The 16,018-nt window shown below is 59.8% G+C and carries 15 protein-coding genes; 10 read left to right on the top strand and 5 right to left on the bottom strand.

What is annotated here, in order from left to right; genetic code table 11:
• Positions 1–84: 84 nt before the first annotated feature.
• Positions 85–633, top strand: a complete 549-nt coding sequence (locus ACM110_RS26035) for an RNA polymerase factor sigma-70 (RefSeq protein WP_416130008.1) — start codon at positions 85–87, stop codon at positions 631–633.
• Between the two features lie 110 nt (positions 634–743).
• On the opposite strand, the gene ACM110_RS26030 is transcribed toward ACM110_RS26035, so the two are convergent.
• From ACM110_RS26030 to ACM110_RS26020, 3 genes are all read right to left on the bottom strand, one after another.
• The gene (locus ACM110_RS26030; RefSeq protein ID WP_416130007.1) at positions 744–1,757 is read right to left on the bottom strand and encodes a GNAT family N-acetyltransferase; all 1,014 of its coding nucleotides are present in this window, start codon (positions 1,755–1,757) and stop codon (positions 744–746) included.
• 75 nt (positions 1,758–1,832) lie between these two features.
• Positions 1,833–2,642 carry a substrate-binding periplasmic protein gene (locus ACM110_RS26025; protein WP_416130006.1) on the bottom strand — a complete coding sequence of 270 codons (810 nt, stop codon included), beginning with the start codon at positions 2,640–2,642 and terminating at the stop codon, positions 1,833–1,835.
• A gap of 94 nt (positions 2,643–2,736) precedes the next feature.
• The gene (locus tag ACM110_RS26020) at positions 2,737–3,360 is read right to left on the bottom strand and encodes a TetR/AcrR family transcriptional regulator (protein ID WP_338582181.1); all 624 of its coding nucleotides are present in this window, start codon (positions 3,358–3,360) and stop codon (positions 2,737–2,739) included.
• A gap of 162 nt (positions 3,361–3,522) precedes the next feature.
• Between ACM110_RS26020 and ACM110_RS26015 the strand changes: the two genes are divergently transcribed.
• The 8 genes from ACM110_RS26015 (at position 3,523) to ACM110_RS25980 (ending at position 12,841) form a co-directional block, all read left to right on the top strand.
• Positions 3,523–5,325, top strand: coding sequence for an acyclic terpene utilization AtuA family protein (locus tag ACM110_RS26015; RefSeq protein ID WP_416130005.1), 1,803 nt, complete (start codon positions 3,523–3,525; stop codon positions 5,323–5,325).
• A 12-nt stretch (positions 5,326–5,337) separates the two neighbouring features.
• Complete coding sequence (locus tag ACM110_RS26010; RefSeq protein WP_416130004.1) at positions 5,338–6,207, top strand: SDR family oxidoreductase; 870 nt, start codon at positions 5,338–5,340, stop codon at positions 6,205–6,207.
• A 3-nt stretch (positions 6,208–6,210) separates the two neighbouring features.
• Complete coding sequence (gene atuC / locus ACM110_RS26005) at positions 6,211–7,827, top strand: geranyl-CoA carboxylase subunit beta (protein WP_416130003.1); 1,617 nt, start codon at positions 6,211–6,213, stop codon at positions 7,825–7,827.
• A 25-nt stretch (positions 7,828–7,852) separates the two neighbouring features.
• Positions 7,853–9,010, top strand: coding sequence for a citronellyl-CoA dehydrogenase (gene atuD / locus ACM110_RS26000; RefSeq protein ID WP_416130002.1), 1,158 nt, complete (start codon positions 7,853–7,855; stop codon positions 9,008–9,010).
• Complete coding sequence (locus ACM110_RS25995) at positions 9,007–9,804, top strand: enoyl-CoA hydratase/isomerase family protein (protein WP_416130001.1); 798 nt, start codon at positions 9,007–9,009, stop codon at positions 9,802–9,804. The genes atuD and ACM110_RS25995 overlap by 4 nt, the downstream gene beginning before the upstream one ends.
• 108 nt (positions 9,805–9,912) lie before the next feature.
• Positions 9,913–11,874 (top strand): acetyl/propionyl/methylcrotonyl-CoA carboxylase subunit alpha, encoded by a 1,962-nt coding sequence (locus ACM110_RS25990; protein WP_416130000.1) that lies wholly within the window; start codon positions 9,913–9,915, stop codon positions 11,872–11,874.
• A gap of 70 nt (positions 11,875–11,944) precedes the next feature.
• Complete coding sequence (locus tag ACM110_RS25985) at positions 11,945–12,487, top strand: exonuclease domain-containing protein (RefSeq protein WP_338582188.1); 543 nt, start codon at positions 11,945–11,947, stop codon at positions 12,485–12,487.
• A 69-nt stretch (positions 12,488–12,556) separates the two neighbouring features.
• On the top strand, positions 12,557–12,841 hold the full coding sequence (locus ACM110_RS25980) for a pyrimidine/purine nucleoside phosphorylase (RefSeq protein ID WP_003183665.1): 285 nt from the start codon (positions 12,557–12,559) through the stop codon (positions 12,839–12,841).
• Positions 12,842–12,913: 72 nt separating this feature from the next.
• Here ACM110_RS25980 and ACM110_RS25975 read toward each other — a convergent pair whose 3' ends face one another.
• Positions 12,914–13,720 (bottom strand): MOSC domain-containing protein, encoded by an 807-nt coding sequence (locus ACM110_RS25975; protein WP_416129999.1) that lies wholly within the window; start codon positions 13,718–13,720, stop codon positions 12,914–12,916.
• Positions 13,721–13,898: 178 nt separating this feature from the next.
• Positions 13,899–14,834, bottom strand: coding sequence for a chemotaxis protein CheV (locus ACM110_RS25970; protein WP_096509805.1), 936 nt, complete (start codon positions 14,832–14,834; stop codon positions 13,899–13,901).
• Positions 14,835–15,303: 469 nt separating this feature from the next.
• Between ACM110_RS25970 and ACM110_RS25965 the strand changes: the two genes are divergently transcribed.
• The gene (locus ACM110_RS25965) at positions 15,304–15,774 is read left to right on the top strand and encodes a hypothetical protein (RefSeq protein WP_416129998.1); all 471 of its coding nucleotides are present in this window, start codon (positions 15,304–15,306) and stop codon (positions 15,772–15,774) included.
• Positions 15,775–16,018: the final 244 nt, after the last annotated feature.

The raw sequence follows: 16,018 nt of genomic DNA, 5'->3' as shown, positions 1-16,018 counted from the left end.
TTCAACATAATTTGTCGCTCGATGTGTAGGACGGCCCCGGTCTTCTTGTCGTCCCACCAACCTTTTGGCAGCAGGGTGATTTCCATGACGGAACAAGTCTCCACAAGCAGGTGCGATTCGCCGCTACTTCAGGCATTCGTCGACAATCGACTGATTCTGGTCAAGATTGCAGCCCGCATCACCGGCTGCCGATCACGCGCTGAAGACGTGGTGCAGGACGCGTTTTTCCGGCTGCAATCGGCGCCGCAGATCACGTCCTCGTTCAAGGCTCAGCTCAGCTATCTGTTCCAGATCGTGCGCAACCTCGCGATCGATCACTACCGCAAGCAGGCACTGGAGCAGAAGTATTCCGGGCCTGAAGAGGAAGGTCTGAACGTGGTGATTCAGGGGGCTTCACCGGAAACGTCGCACATCAACTTTTCGACCCTGGAAAACATCGCCGACGCGCTCACCGAATTGCCGAGCCGTACCCGCTACGCCTTCGAGATGTACCGCCTGCACGGCGTGCCGCAGAAGGACATCGCCAAGGAGCTCGGCGTCTCGCCGACCCTGGTGAACTTCATGATTCGCGATGCGCTGGTGCATTGCCGCAAGGTGTCGGGCACTCGGGCGGATACCGTGGCCCGCCGCTGAATCCATGTCGCCAGTTTAAAAAGATCGCAGCCTTCGGCAGCTCCTACAGGGGTACGCAATCCCATGCAGGAGCTGCCGAAGGCTGCGATCTTTTCGGGTTCAATGCCCCATCAAACCAACCCACACCGATCAAAAAACCGCTCACGCCCCAGCGCCATCAACGCGGCACGCTTGTGCGGGAAGTCGAACTCTTTCTCGCAATGAAACCGTTGCCCCTGCATGTAACCGATCATCTTGGCGTTGTCGGCGCGAGGCTCGGCGACCACTCGCTGGGTTCGCGGATCATCGAGAAACAGGAAGTGCACCAGCGCCGATAACCAGCTCGCCACCTTGTGCGGGCCACGGTGGTTTTCTTCGCCGACCAGCATGTGAATGCCACGGTCGTAGTCACCGGTATCGTAGAACGGTGCGATGCGGTCTTCCTTGGCCCAATAGGCTTCGAAATAGGCGAACGGCTGATCGTCGAAACAGCCGATCAGCGTCAGGGTGTGTGGGTCGGCTTCGAGTTTGCCTAGATACTCTCGGTGTTTTTCGAGGCTGCCCTCCTCCTGCCAGAAACTCGCGACCCGCGCACTGTTCTGCCAACGATTGAAACGGGCCAGGTCGAGGTCGATGTCCACGGTGCGCAGGGAAATCCACATTCCGAGCCGCGCATCAAAACGCCGATAGACTTCGCCACGCGGCTTCAACGGGCGTAGCGGATGACGTTTGCCGCCACTGATGACCATTTGCTGCGGGTAACCGCGCGTCAGCGACTGCCCCAGCCAGGGCTGCGGCAACTGCCAGAACAGGGTGCGCTCACAGCGATAGTGACCGGCAGTTTCCGTGGGGATCAGCAAACCGCTGAGCAGAGCCTCGGTCGGGGCTTCATCGAGTTGCCAGGCCAGACGCTGGCAGTCCGGATGACGAGCGAACAACCAATAACAGGCAGCCCACAAGGCCTGACTGTTCGGGCGAACGAAGCGCTCTTGCAGTTGCAGTTGTGGCTCGGGGTCGCGGGTCAGCCGCAGTTCGATCAGCGGTTGAGCGTCAAGGCTGAGGCTCAACCGGGTTTCGGTTTCATCGGCTACAAGACGACTGCCTGAAGGCAAGGCCAGGGCAGTCAGGTCATTCAGATTGGACATGGGTCGGGCTCACGTTAATCGTCGACAGTTCAACGATGTGACGTGAGCCGACGCCGGAAATTTAGGCGGCGTCAATCAAGGCGTGCCCGGAACCGGCACGATCGCAATCTTGTAGGGGTCGAAAATCTTCAGCATCTGGCCGTTATCCCGCAGCCCTTGCAGCAATTTGCCGAACGCCTCGCCCGTGATTGGTGCGGTCGGACGCAGGATGGCGTAATGGTGATAAACCTGATCGATGCGATCGGACACCAGGAACTCTTTGCCGACATTCAGGTTGCGCAAAAAATAGTCGTTGAGGTAGGAGCGAGTGACGAGCGCGATGTCAGCGCGACCGCGCAACACCATCAGCAGGTTGCTGTCATGGGAATAGGTCAGCGTGGCGTTGTAGTTTTTGGCCAGATACTGGGGCTCGGCGTTGAAGTTGGCGAATTCGTAGTGGTAGCCACTGAACAGCGCCAGGCGCTTGCCCGTCAGATCGGAAAAATAATCCTGCTGGCGAACGGGTCGGCTTTCGGGTTGGCGTTGCGCAACAAAAATCTCGGCATCTTCGAGCCCCATGTCGACATCGGTGTGGGGAATGTCTTTCCAGCCCCAGGCGGGATTTTCGAAGATCGCCATATCGATCCGGCCTTGCTTGAAGTCACCGAAGCGTCGAGGAATCGAGGTAGGCACCAACACGAATCGGTAGTCGCTTTGCAGGGCGTTGAGCGCTTCCGCCAGTTGCGGCAGCAAGCCCGTATCAGCGCCTTTTTCAGGGCGTACGGTATAGGGTGGAAAATGTGCGGCACCGATCCGCACCAGTTGTGCAGCCTGGGACGGCAGCACCCATAACGCCACGAGCGCTGTCAGCAAAAGCCGCGAAGCCGTCCGAATTGGCGAAGACATCAAGACAAGCCACTCCCCAAAATACTGCATCAATGCATTCAAGCTAGGCGGTTTCGCCCAGTTAGCCAGTTTCCTGCCGACCAACACAAACTAATTATTTTTCCTCAAGCACCAGGATCAACGCCTCGTCGGCCAACTGATCGAGACTCATGCTGCCACCGGCGCGAAACCAGGTGGTGGTCCAGGACAGCGCCCCGGTCAAAAACCGTCGAGTGATGAACACATCGCCGCGAATGAAACCGGCACTCTTGGCCTCACCCAGCACCTGGAGCCAGATGTCTTCATAGATGTCCCGCAGCGCCAGGACTTTTTCCTGGCCATCCTCGGACAGCGAACGCCATTCGTAGACCAGCACCGCCATGGCCTCGCCGCTGCCGCCCATGATCGACTGCAACTCGCAACGGATCAGCGCCAGCACCCGCTCGCGTACGCTGCCGGCCTCGGCGATGGCTGCACGCATCAACGCGGTGTTGTAGCGGATGGTCTCTTCCATCACGGCGCGCAGGATTTCGTCCTTGCTTTTGAAGTGATGAAAAATGCTCCCCGACTGAATGCCCACGGCGCCGGCCAGGTCGCGCACGGTGGTGCGCTCATAGCCTTTATTGCGAAACAGGTGAGCCGCCACTTGCAGTAACTTGCCACGTGCACTGTCCGGATCGGTCAACTGGCCACTGTCGACCAATTCGCGCATAACCCTCAGGGCTTTTTGCTCATCCACCCGTTCTCTCCTACAGTCGTGATCACCGCTAAAACAGCGAGGTTGCGCGGGCAATTTAAGCTGACGGATGCAACCAAGCAAGCGCTCGGGCAGAAGATATTTCTGTCGTTTACAAACCAAGCGCTTGCTTGGTAGTCTCGAGTCACTCTGTTGGAGGTGGTTATGGATTCGACTACGCCGAGAACCATTCGCATTGGCTGCGCCAGCGCCTTCTGGGGCGATACCTCGACGGCTGCCGCGCAGTTGGTGGAAGGTGGACGTCTGGACTATCTGGTTTTCGATTATCTGGCCGAAATCACCCTGTCGATCATGGCCGGTGCGCGGATGAAAGATCCCCAGGCCGGCTACGCCAGCGATTTCATTGAAGTCCTCAGCCCGCTGCTCACTCAGCTCGCCGAACAAAAAATCCGCGTCATCAGCAATGCCGGCGGGGTCAATCCACAGGCCTGCGCTGCCGCCCTGCAAGCGGCCTGCGACAAGGCCGGCGTTTCATTGAAGATCGCCGTGCTGCTGGGTGACGACCTGCAACCGCAATTCAAGCAATTGAACACGCGTGGCATCCACGAAATGTTCAGCGGTGCGCCGTTGCCACCGATGTGCGTCTCGACCAACGCCTACCTCGGCGCGCCGGGCATCGTCGAAGCCCTGCGTCTGGGCGCGGACATCGTGATCACCGGGCGCGTGGTCGACAGCGCCGTGGTCAGCGCCGCGTTGGTGCATGAGTTCAACTGGTCGTGGCACGACTACGACAAACTGGCCCAGGCTGCGCTGGCCGGGCACATCATCGAATGCGGCGCGCAGTGCACCGGCGGCAACTTCACCGATTGGCGCGATGTGCCCGACTACGAACACATCGGTTTCCCCATCGTCGAAGTCAGCGCCGACAGCCAGTTCGTTGTCAGCAAACCCGAAGGCTCCGGCGGTCTGGTCACACCACTGACGGTGGGTGAACAGATGCTCTATGAAATCGGCGATCCGCGAGCGTATCTGCTGCCGGATGTGGTCTGCGATTTCACTCAGGTCAAACTGCATCAGCAGGGCAAGAACGCGGTGCAGGTGCACGGTGCTAAAGGCCTGCCGCCGACCGACCAGTACAAGGTCAGCGCCACTTACCCGGACGGCTTCCGTTGCACCGCCAGTTGCCTGATCGCCGGCATCGATGCGGTGGACAAGGCGCGGCGAGTCAGCGCAGCGATCATCAACAAGACCTCGGAAATATTCACTCAACGCGGCTGGGCGCCCTACAGTGACGTAAGCATCGAACTGCTTGGCAGCGAGGCCACTTACGGTCCTCACGGCCAGCGCGCAGACAGCCGCGAGGTGGTGATCAAACTCGCGGTGCGTCACCCGAACAAACAGGCGCTGATCGTGTTCTCCCGGGAAATCGCCCAGGCCGCTACCGGCATGGCGCCGGGGCTGACCGGGATTGTCGGCGGTAGGCCCACGGTCTATCCATTGATCAGACTGTTCTCGTTCCTGATCGACAAAAGCGCCTGCACGCTGGAAATTGATTTCATGGGGCAACGCCAGCCATGCGAATTGCCCGCCATTGACGTGCTGGACACAGCCGATTTGCCTGCGCCATTCGACCCACCCAAACCCGACGGCCCGGCGGATGCCAGCGTGGCCCTGATCAAACTCGCAGTCGCGCGCTCGGGCGACAAAGGCAACCACAGCAACATCGGCGTCATGGCCCGCGAGCCCGAGTACCTGCCGTGGATCGCCGAAGCGTTGACGCCGGAGGTGATCGTCGACTGGATGAACCATGTCCTCGACCCCGTGCACGGTCGCGTCGAGCGCTGGTATTTGCCCGCCACTCATAGCCTGAATTTCCTCCTGGAAAACGCCCTGGGTGGCGGTGGCGTCGCCAGCCTGCGCATCGACCCCCAAGGCAAGGCCTTCGCCCAGCAACTGCTGGAAATCCAGATTCCGGTGCCACAGCGCATCGCCGACCAGGTCAACTAGAGGACTGCCACCATGGCCTACGATTCGATTTTCAGAACTGATCTGTTTGCCGGCCAGACCATTATCGTGACCGGTGGCGGCAGTGGCATCGGCCGCTGCACCGCTCACGAACTGGCGGCCCTCGGTGCCCATGTGATTCTGGTCGGGCGCAAGGTCGACAAGCTGAAAAGTGTCGCCGCCGAGATTGTCGAAGACGGTGGCAAGGCTGACTGGAGCACCTGCGACATTCGCGAGGAAGAAGCGGTGACGCACCTGGTCAGCCAACTGATCAGCAAGCACGGGCCGATTCACGGTCTGGTCAACAATGCCGGCGGGCAATACCCGTCGCCTTTGGCCTCGATCAACCAGAAGGGTTTCGAAACGGTGATGCGCACCAACCTGGTCGGCGGTTTCCTCATGGCCCGGGAAGTGTTCAACCAGTCGATGAGCAAACACGGCGGCGCCATCGTCAATATGCTCGCCGACATGTGGGGCGGCATGCCCGGCATGGGCCATTCGGGTGCGGCGCGTTCGGGTATGGACAACCTGACCAAGACAGCCGCATTCGAGTGGGGGCACGCCGGGGTGCGGGTCAACGCCGTGGCGCCGGGCTGGATCGCGTCCAGTGGCATGGACACCTATGAAGGTGCGTTCAAGGCCGTGATTCCGACCTTGCGCGAACACGTGCCGCTCAAACGCATTGGCACCGAATCGGAAGTCAGTGCGGCGATCGTTTTCCTGCTCAGCCCGGCGGCGGCTTTCATCAGCGGCAGCACCCTGCGCATTGATGGTGCCGCCAGCCTTGGCGGTCGTGCCTGGCCGATTCACAAGGCTACCAACAGTGAGTCGTATAACGGCTTTCACCGCGCCTACATTCCTGATGTCCTCAAGGATAAGGAATAACCCATGCCGGTGATTCAGTCGCAACTTGATCCCCACAGCGAGCAGTTCGCCCAGAACCATGGGGCGATGCTGAGCGCCATCGAGCAAGTTCGCACGCTCGAACAAAACCTGCTGAACAAGGCCGCCGAAGCCAAACAAAAATTCGACAAGCGCGGACAATTGCTGCCCCGTGAGCGCCTCAATCTGCTGCTGGACCCCGGCGCCCCGTTTCTCGAACTGGCCAGCCTCGCGGGCTACAAACTGCACGATGACAAGGACGGCAGCTCGGCTGGTGGCGGCTTGATTGCCGGCATCGGTTACGTCTCCGGCGTGCGGGTGCTGGTGGTGGCGAATAACAGCGCGATCAAGGGCGGGACCATTTCCCCCAGCGGTTTGAAAAAGTCCCTGCGCCTGCAACAGATCGCCATGGAAAACAAACTGCCGGTGATCACCCTCGCCGAAAGCGGCGGTGCCAACCTCAACTACGCGGCGGAAATTTTCGTCGAAGGCGCGCGCAGCTTTGCCAATCAGGCGCGGATGTCGGCCATGGGGTTGCCGCAGATTACCGTGGTGCACGGTTCGGCCACGGCGGGCGGCGCTTATCAGCCAGGGTTGTCGGACTACGTGGTGGTGGTGCGTGGCAAGGCCAAACTGTTTCTCGCCGGGCCGCCGCTGCTGAAAGCGGCGACCGGTGAAGTCGCCACGGATGAAGAACTGGGTGGCGCCGAAATGCACGCGCAAATCGCCGGCACCGCCGAATACCTGGCGGAAAACGATGCCGATGGCGTGCGTCAGGTGCGCGAAATCGTCGGCCTGTTGCCCTGGAACGAGCAACTGCAATGGCTGCCCGAACGCCACTGGGAGGAACCGCTCTACCCCGTCGACGAACTGCTGGGGCTGATCCCGGATGACCCGAAAAAGCCTTACGACGTGCGCGAAATCATCGCCCGCATTGCCGACGGCTCGAACTTCCTCGAGTTCAAGGCCGAGTTCGATCAGCAGACCGTTTGCGGTCAACTGAAAATCCAGGGTCGCGCCTGCGGCTTCATCGGCAACAACGGCCCGATCACGCCCAAAGGCGCGAGCAAGGCTGCACAGTTCATTCAGCTCTGCGACCAGAGCCAGACCCCGTTGCTGTTTTTCCACAACACCACAGGCTTCATGGTCGGCACCGAATCGGAGCAACAGGGCGTGATCAAGCACGGCGCCAAGATGATCCAGGCGGTGGCCAACGCCCGGGTGCCGAAACTGACCATCGTCGTCGGCGGTTCTTATGGCGCCGGCAATTACGCGATGTGCGGGCGCGGCCTCGATCCGCGTTTCATCTTCGCCTGGCCCAACAGCCGCACCGCCGTGATGGGTGGCGCGCAGGCGGGCAAAGTGCTGCGCATCGTCACCGAGGCCAAACAGGCCAAGGACGGCCTGGTGCCAGACCCGAAAATGCTAGACATGCTGGAACAAGTCACCGCGCAGAAACTCGACAGCCAGTCCACGGCGCTCTACGGCAGCGCCAACCTGTGGGACGACGGCTTGATCGACCCGCGCGATACCCGGACCTTGCTCGGTTACTTGCTGGATATCTGTCACGAGGCCGAAGTGCGGCCGCTGCAAGCCAACAGTTTTGGTGTAGCCCGCTTCTAAGGGCGATCAGAGGAGAACAATAAAAATGATCTTCACCCAGGAACACGAAGCACTGCGCCGCACCGTCCGCCAATTCGTCGAGCATGAGATCAATCCTCACGTCGAGGAATGGGAAAAGGCCGGACGCTTTCCGATCCACGAGGTCTTCCGCAAGGCCGGCGACCTCGGCTTGCTGGGCATTTCCAAACCGGAAAAATTCGGTGGCATGGGGCTGGACTACAGCTATTCGATTGTCGCCGCCGAAGAGTTCGGCACCATTCATTGCGGCGGCATCCCAATGTCTATCGGCGTGCAGACCGACATGTGCACCCCGGCCCTCGCCCGTTTCGGTTCCGATGAGTTGCGCGACGAGTTCCTGCGCCCGGCCATCAGCGGCGAGCAGGTCGGTTGCATCGGCGTATCCGAAGTCGGTGCAGGTTCCGACGTGGCCGGGTTGAAAACCACGGCCCGCAAGGACGGTGACGACTACGTGATCAACGGCAGCAAAATGTGGATCACCAACTCGCCGAGCGCCGATTTCATCTGCCTGCTGGCCAACACCTCGGACGACAAGCCGCACATCAACAAGTCGCTGATCATGGTGCCGATGAACACGCCGGGGATCAGCCTCAGCTCGCACCTCGACAAGCTCGGCATGCGCAGTTCGGAAACCGCCCAGGTGTTTTTCGACAACGTGCGCGTGCCGCAGCGCAACCGCATCGGCCATGAAGGTGCGGGGTTCATGATGCAGATGCTGCAGTTCCAGGAGGAACGCCTGTTCGGCGCGGCGAACATGATCAAGGGCCTGGAGTACTGCGTCGACAGCACCATCGAGTACTGCAAGGAGCGCAAGACGTTTGGCAGTGCGTTGATCGACAATCAGGTCATTCACTTTCGCCTGGCCGAACTGCAAACCGAAATCGAATGTCTGCGGGCGCTGGTCTATCAGGCCACCGAGCAATACGTCAAAGGCCAGGATGTCACGCGCCTGGCGTCCATGGCCAAACTCAAGGCCGGTCGTTTGGGCCGTGAAGTCAGCGACAGTTGCCTGCAATACTGGGGCGGCATGGGCTTCATGTGGGACAACCCGGTGGCCCGCGCCTACCGCGATGTGCGGCTGGTGTCGATTGGCGGCGGCGCCGATGAAATCATGCTGGGGATCATCTGCAAACTCATGGGCATCCTGCCGGGGAAAAAGAAATGAGCACCCTGCCGGTTTGCCAGACCTTGTTGCTGGAGCCGCACAACGGCGTGTTGCACATCACCCTCAATCGGCCGGAAAGCCGCAATGCCATGAGCTTGCAGATGGTCACCGAACTGCGCGCGGTGCTGGCGGCGGTGCACGATGACCGCGCCATTCGTGCGATCGTCATCGGTGGTGCCGGCGGACATTTCTGTGCCGGTGGCGACATCAAGGACATGGCCAATGCCCGCGCTCAGGGTTCGAGCGCGCACCGTGATTTGAATCGGGTTTTCGGTGCCCTGCTGCAAGAAGTGCAACACGCGCCGCAAGTGGTCATCACCGTGCTGCAAGGCGCAGTGCTTGGCGGTGGCTTTGGCCTGGCCTGTGTCAGCGATGTCGCCATGGCCGATCATTCAGCGCAGTTCGGATTACCGGAAACCAGCCTCGGCCTGTTGCCGGCGCAGATCGCGCCGTTCGTGGTGCAGCGCATCGGCCTGACCCAGGCCCGACGCTTGGCGCTGACCGCGGCGCGCTTCGATGGCACCCAGGCGCGGCGCATGGGGCTGGTGCATTTTGTCGAACATGACCCGCAGGCATTGGCCGAGCGTCTCGATGAAGTGCTGGCGCATGTGCTGTGTTGCGCGCCGGGGGCGAATGCGACGACCAAGAAATTGTTGCTGGCCAGTGCTGCACAGCCGTCCGATGAATTGCTGAATCAAGCCGCCGAATGGTTCAGCGAAGCGGTGACCGGTGCTGAGGGAGTCGAGGGCACCATGGCCTTTGTGCAAAAGCGAAAACCGGGGTGGGCTTCTTGAAAACATCGCTGGCAAGCCAGCTCCCACAGGGATTGCGAAAAACCTGTGGGAGCTGGCTTGCCAGCGATGAGGCCATCAAATTCACCGCAATAACCCAGGGAATAGAACATGCCCGGATTCCACAAAATCCTCATCGCCAACCGCGGTGAAATCGCCTGCCGCATCCAGCGCACCGCCCAGGCGCTGGGCTATCGCACCGTCGCCGTGTTCAGCGACGCCGATGCCGATGCGCTGCATGTGCAAATGGCCGACGAAGCCGTGCATATCGGCCCGGCCCCGGTGCAACAGTCTTACCTGAATATCCCGGCGATCATCGATGCGGCCCGGCGTACCGGCGCGGATGCGATCCATCCGGGCTACGGTTTTCTCTCGGAAAACGCCGGGTTCGCCCTGGCCTGCCAACAGGCCGGCATTACCTTCATCGGCCCCAGCCCGGAAGCCATCGAACTGATGGGCAGCAAACGCCTGTCGAAAATCGCCATGCTCGAAGCAGGCGTGCCGTGCATCAAAGGCTATCAAGGCGCCGAACAGGATGACGCGACCCTGAGCCGCGAAGCCGAGCGCATTGGCTATCCATTGATGATCAAGGCCAGCGCCGGCGGTGGCGGGCGCGGCATGCGCCTTGTACACGATGCCAGCCATTTGCTTGAGCAAATCCGCACCGCACGCTCCGAAGCCCTGCACGGTTTTGGCAGCGATGAACTGATCCTCGAACAGGCATTGATCGATCCACGGCATGTCGAGGTGCAACTGTTCGGCGACCAGCACGGCAACCTGATCTACCTCGGCGAACGCGATTGCTCGATCCAGCGCCGCCACCAAAAAGTCATCGAAGAAGCGCCCTGCCCGGTCATGACTTCCGAGTTGCGCCAGGCCATGGGCGAAGCGGCGCTCAAGGCCGGGCATGCAGTCAATTACGTGGGTGCGGGCACTGTTGAATTCCTGCTGGATGCGCACGGGCAGTTTTACTTTCTAGAGATGAACACCCGCCTGCAAGTGGAACACCCGGTCACCGAACTGATCACCGGCCTGGACTTGGTGGCCTGGCAACTGAACATCGCCGAAGGGCAACCGCTGCCGCTGCGTCAGGAGCAGGTGCAGCTCACCGGTCACGCCATGGAAGTGCGCGTGTATGCCGAAGATCCGGCACAGGGTTTTCTACCGCAAACCGGACACATCTCAGCCTGGGAGCCAGCGCTGAAAGATGGCGTGCGTATCGACCACGGCTTGATCGAAGGTCAGCACGTCAGCCCCTTCTACGATCCGATGCTCGGCAAGATCATCACTCACGGCGCCACCCGCGAAGAGGCCCGGCGCAAGCTGCTGCGGGCGGTGCAGGACAGCGTGTTGCTGGGGGTGCAAAGCAATCAGCGCCTGCTCGCCAGCCTGCTGCAACATCCACAATTCATCAGCGGCGAATTCAGCACTGGATTCATCGCGCAGCATTTCGCCGATCATCCGTGTCTGCACCTTCATGTGCCCTGCGCTGAAGAACTGGCGATTGCCGCCGCCCTGCTCTATCACGCCTCGGCTCAAGCTCACCGCAGCCCGCTGGCCGGGTGGCGCAACAACGCCAGTGTGCCGTTGAGTTATCGCCTCGGCCTGGACGAACAGGAGTGGTCGGTGGCGTTGAACGCGGTGCCGGGCGAGGCCTATCGAATTCAAGCCGCCAGCCGCGAGCTTGAACTGCGCGTGATCGAGTGCGACGGGCGACGGGCCACCCTGGAAATCGACGGCATCCGCCAACGCCATGCGTATCGATTGGAGGCCGGGCGGCTGTGCCTGTTTACCCGACCGGGCAGCCTGCGACTGGAGGACCGGACCCAGGCTTTGGTCAACATTCAATCCAGTGTCAGCAGCGGTACTCTCAAGGCGCCGATGGACGGCGCGATTGTCGACGTGCTGGTCAGTGAAGGAAGTACTGTCAGCAAAGGCCAGTTGCTGGTGGTGCTGGAGGCCATGAAAATGGAGCATCCGCTCAAGTCGGGCATCGACGGCGTACTCAAACGCTTGCAGGTGCAGGTCGGTGATCAGGTAAAGAATCGTCAGATTTTGTTGGAGGTTGAATAAGCCGCTAGGCGGATCCGTCGGGTTTGGCTACGCTCAGACCTATCAGGACGCGGATACCAGGAACCCTGCGATGCCTCATTGGCTGGTCATTGATCTGGAAGCCACCACCGATGAGGGTGGTTGGCCGATAACGGAAATGGAAATCATCGAAATCGGCGCCACCCTGGTGGACCGCAAAGGGCGCGAAGTGGACCACTTTCAACGCTTCGTCCGGCCGTTGCGCAGGCCGTTGCTGACCCCGTTTTGTCGGGAGCTGACGCACATCACCCAAGCCAACATCGATAATGCGCAACCCCTTGGCGAAGTCTGGCCAGCGTTCGAGCGCTGGCTCGGCCAACATCACAGCCGTCTTGAAGGCTGGGCCAGCTGGGGCGACTACGATCGCAAACAATTGCTCCAGGAATGGCAGCGCTTGCAACTCGATAGCGTCCTCAGTCGGGTTCAGCACATGAATCTCAAACAACGCTTTGCCAAGGCCCGGCGACTGGAACGCCCGCTGGGGCTCAATGGCGCCCTGCAGCTAGCAGGTTTGCAGTTCACCGGCCAGCAACACCGGGCGCTCGAAGATGCGCGCAACACCGCACGGCTGCTACCGCTGGTTCTGCCGCTTTAGACAGGTGACGCCAACAAAGGCCTTGTGCATACTGGCCGGCCCTTTTTAGCCCTTTTCGAGGAATCGCCCATGTTTAAAGTCAACGAGTACTTCGACGGCACCGTCAAGTCGATCGCCTTTGGCACCGCTGAGGGTCCGGCGACCATCGGCGTCATGGCACCGGGCGAATACGAATTCGGCACCGCCCAGCGTGAAATCATGCACGTTGTGTCCGGCGCCCTGACCGTCAAACTGCCGGACAGCACTGACTGGGAAACCTTCGCCGCCGGCAGCCAGTTCAACGTGCCTGCCAACAGCAAGTTCCAGCTGAAAGTGGCCGTCGACACCGCTTACCTGTGCGAATACCGCGGCTAAAACCCTGGGTTTTCACAGCGCAAAAAAATGCCCGCGTCCTTGGACACGGGCATTTTTCATTGTGCGGGGCAGTTATTCGAGGATTTCTACCGGCATCCCCACTTCCAGTCGGCCGTTGCCGTCGTTGACCAGGTTCTGACCGAACATCGCGCCGTCCTCAGTGGAGCGGTGCTTCTGCAAGCTGGCAAAAGGTTCGCGATCATGGCTACGTTCACCGGTTTGCGGGTCGATGGTGGTCAAAATGCAACGTGAGCACGGCTTGACCACGCGGAACACGACATCGCCGATGCGTATGCGTTTCCAGCCATCCTCGGCGTACGCTTCGCTGCCATCGATCACCAGGTTGGGTCGAAAGCGCAGCATTTCCATTGGCCGACCGACTTTCTGCGAAATATCCTCGAGTGAAGCCTGGCCGATCAGTAACAACGGGAAGCCATCGGCGAAGGCAACCTGATCATCGTCCTTGCCGAAGCCCGACTGTGTGGTCCGCGCGCGGTCCAGCGGCACTTGCACCAGACGCGTGCGTTTACCAATGAACTCACTGACCCAGGCGCCCGCCGCATCGCCGGCATCCGGCACACGCAAAGTGTCGCGCCAGATGGTCACGCCGCGGAGTTCGGCGTCGCTGCCGGGTAATGCAATATCGATTGGCGAATGACCTGGCGCGCTGAGCGTCAGGCCACCCTCGGCATTCCACAACGCCGACAACTGGCTCATCTGCGCCACCGCGCGCTGGGTCAGGAAACGCCCGCTGGCCTCGTCCACCAGCATCCAGCGTCGATCACCATCCAGCCCCAGCTTGTCGAGACCAGCCTGTTGCAGGACCTCGCCCTTGCCGGATTTCAACGGATAACGATAAAGCGCGCTCAGACGCAGCATGACCAGCTCCCTGTGGGCAAAAACGTCACCCTATACGAGCTTGATCGGCGAATCAAAGAGCAAAGACCCTTGCAGGAGCGAGCCTGCTCGCGAAGAACGTCCGGATAACGCGTTAAGTCAGACAGCACGCGTTATCGTTGACGTCCATCGCGAGCAGGCTCGCTCCTACAGGGATAGATCAGGCTGGAACCGCATCGAGCATCAGGCGCTGGCGCACCACGTCGACGAGTTTGTCCGGCTGGAATTTGGAGAGGAAGTTGTCGCAGCCGACCTTCTTGACCATCGAGTCGTTGAAGCTGCCGGACAGCGACGTGTGCAGCACCACATACAGGCCACGCAGGCGCGGATCGTTGCGGATTTCCGTAGTCAGGCGATAGCCGTCCATCTCCGGCATTTCCGCGTCGGTAAAGACCATCAGCAGTTTGTCGGTCATGTTCACGCCTGTATCGGCCCAGGCCTTGAGCATGTTCAAGGCCTTCAAACCATCGCTGGCGATGTGCATCTTCACGCCCAACTGACCCAGGGTGTCGCGCAATTGCGCCAGGGCCACATTGGAGTCATCCACCAGCAGCACTTCACGGCCACGGGCGCGTTCCAGTACCGGATCATCCAGTTTGTCGCGCGATACCTTGGCATTGTAAGGGACGATCTCGGCCAGGACTTTTTCCACGTCGATGATTTCCACCAACTGATCGTCGACCTTGCTGATGGCGGTCAGGTAGTGCTGGCGACCGGCGCTGGTCGGCGGTGGCAGAATCGCTTCCCAGTTCATGTTGACGATACGATCCACGCCACCGACCAGGAAGGCCTGCACGGAGCGGTTGTACTCAGTGACGATGATCGTACTGTTCGGGCCCGGCACCAGAGGACGCATACCGATGGCCTGGGACAGGTCGATCACCGGCAGGGTCTGGCCACGCAGGTTGACCACGCCGCACACAAACGGATGACGCTGCGGCATCAGGGTCAACTTCGGCAGTTGCAGAACTTCCTGCACTTTGAACACGTTGATCGCGAACAATTGCCGTCCGGCGAGACGAAACATGAGAATTTCCAGGCGATTCTCACCCACCAATTGCGTACGTTGGTCTACCGTATCGAGAATGCCAGCCATCAATGACTCCTGGGCTTGTACTGATGAATTCACTAGATAGAGGGTTATCGGCTGGTTTTGCCAGACCTTGACCCCCTCTAAAATGCCACGCTCAAACATTGATGTCACATTAACATCATGCTTTACTGGCGTTGTGATTTCATCTGCTACAGTCTCTGCGACGCGACCATAGTTTGCGCAATAGGTTCCGCTGCGTAAGGGATTCCCCTAGCAACAATCAGGCACAACCTGATATTCGCAATATCCAATAGCCATTAATGTGACGCCATTCTCATTGCATGAATGGAGTCAGGCTTTTGTGTGCGATCGCAGGTCAGTGGCCATCCACCCCCTCAACAAGTAGTTCCCCCACCTGCATCCAGGATGGCCGGAACGCGATCTCACGACGAAACGGTTACGTCGGGACGCCCGTCGTCCTCGTCGACACACACGACATCCCCTCATTAGTCATGACGTTGTGGAGATAAGCATGCCAAACAATCGTACAGAGTGGGCAAAGCGGGTCCCGGAGTTTCTCATCGAAGCCGAATCGCTCCTGGCGAAAACCGAAGAATGCCTCAGTCATCTGCAACTGATCAGCAATGACAAGGACGCCATCGACTGCATGCTCAGTACTCTTCTGAAACTGGCCAGCAAGGCGGATGCCCTGGCGCTGGCAGCCGTTTCGGAGTTCTCGCTGCACATTCATGGCCTGCTCAACCACGCGCAGAATCACATGGACCTGCACGACCAGGCCCTGGGTGCGCTGAAAGATTGCCTGACTTTGATCGCCTGGCAACTTGAACTGATCGACCAGAACACCGGCCAACTGAGTCTGGATGAAAGTGAACAGACAATACTGATCGAAGCCTTTGCCTTCCAGGTCGGCCAAACTCAGTATCAACTCCCGGTTAATTCCAAACCGTTCACACTCGTTCCCTATATGGAGCGGCAGGCTTAATCCACATTCTGCGGGTCATGATTGCGCGACATATTGAGCACGCGCATGTCGTAATTGAACTCCGCATATCAATTAACGACAACCGCCAATAAACAACCTATTCCTTTCGGCATTTGATTGCTTGTCTTGACCAGGGTTTTTCCTGGTATTAAAAGACAAGAACCGAGGGAAACCGACATCTCTCCCACGAAAAAACCACACTTTTTCCAATGTGGAAATCAAGTCCAGAATGCCTTGCATCCTG

Source organism: Pseudomonas sp. NFX98, from assembly GCF_047784845.1.
Taxonomy (GTDB): Bacteria; Pseudomonadota; Gammaproteobacteria; order Pseudomonadales; family Pseudomonadaceae; genus Aquipseudomonas.
This window is presented reverse-complemented; position numbering and strand designations above follow the sequence as displayed.